The following is a 1,185-nucleotide window of genomic DNA, read 5'->3' on the forward strand; positions in this document are numbered from 1 at the left end:
CCTGCCCGGGTGCCCCGCCGAGTCCGGCCTGGCCGTCCTCCTCGCGCCCGGGGCCGGCCCCGGTGACGCCCCGGGGGACGACGGGAACGGCCTCGACCTCGACCGACTGCCCGCGGCCGTCTGGAAGCTGCGCATCGGGGCCGCCGCCGGCAGCTGCGCCGGCTGCCCGGGCGCGCGGCGCCTCGGACTGCTCTGGGACGACCCCGACCACCGCCCGCAGACCAGATCGCTGTCCTGACGGGGGATCGCCGTCCTGACAGGAAGGGAAGGAAGCAGCACATGAAGGACTGGTGGATCTACCAGGGCGAGGGCACCCCGGAGGAGCGGCTCTCCCGCCTGGCCGGCAAGCAGCCGCCCTGGCGGGACTTCGACGGCACCCCGGACCCGCACTACCGGGCCCCCGGCGCCACCGGGCACCCGTGGGAGCGGACCGCCCGGCGCGGCACCGGGTACGTGCCCGACGAAGCGGAGATCGACGCCGTCAACACGGCCCTCTACCTCAGCCGCCCGCTGCTGGTCACCGGGAAGCCCGGGGTCGGCAAGTCCACCCTGGCCTACAGCATCGCCACCGACCTCGGCCTCGGCCCGGTCCTGCACTGGCCCATCACCAGCCGCAGCACCCTGCGCGACGGCCTCTACCGCTACGACGCGATCAGCCGCCTGCACGACGCCAACCTCCAGCAGCTGAGCGGTGACGGGGGCACCGGCCCGACCGCGGCCCGCCCGGCGGAGCCGGACCACTCGATCGCCCCCTACCTGCGGCTCGGCCCGCTCGGCACCGCGCTGCTGCCGCAGGAGCGACCCCGGGGGCTGCTGATCGACGAGATCGACAAGAGCGACATCGACCTGCCGGGGGACCTGCTCACCGTCTTCGAGGACGGCGGCTTCGAGATCCCCGAGCTGGCCCGGATCGCCGCCCGGGAGCCGAGGGTCCGGATCGGCACCCACGACACCCTCGACGCCCCGACCGCACCGGCCCCGGTCGATCCGGGCCCCGTGCCACCCGGGCTGGCGACCGCGGGGCCGGTGGCCGCCACCGTCGGCGTCGACCACGGCCGCGTCCAGTGCCGCGCCTTCCCCGTCGTCGTTCTCACCAGCAACAACGAGCGCGACTTCCCACCGCCCTTCCTCCGCCGCTGCATCCGCCTCCACGTCCAGCCGCCGGGCCCGGCCAGGCTCGAACAG

The 1,185-nt window shown here is 75.6% G+C and carries 2 protein-coding genes; both read left to right on the plus strand.

Going from position 1 to position 1,185, the window contains the following annotated elements:
- Positions 1–238 (plus strand): hypothetical protein (locus tag MCM47_RS41175; protein ID WP_238951878.1); only part of this gene is annotated, 238 nt, incomplete at its 5' end.
- Positions 239–279: 41 nt separating this feature from the next.
- Positions 280–1,185: MoxR family ATPase (locus MCM47_RS41180; RefSeq protein ID WP_238951879.1), on the plus strand; the 906-nt coding region annotated here is incomplete at its 3' end.

This window comes from Kitasatospora sp. A2-31, assembly GCF_022288725.1.
In the GTDB taxonomy this organism is placed as follows: domain Bacteria; phylum Actinomycetota; class Actinomycetes; order Streptomycetales; family Streptomycetaceae; genus Kitasatospora.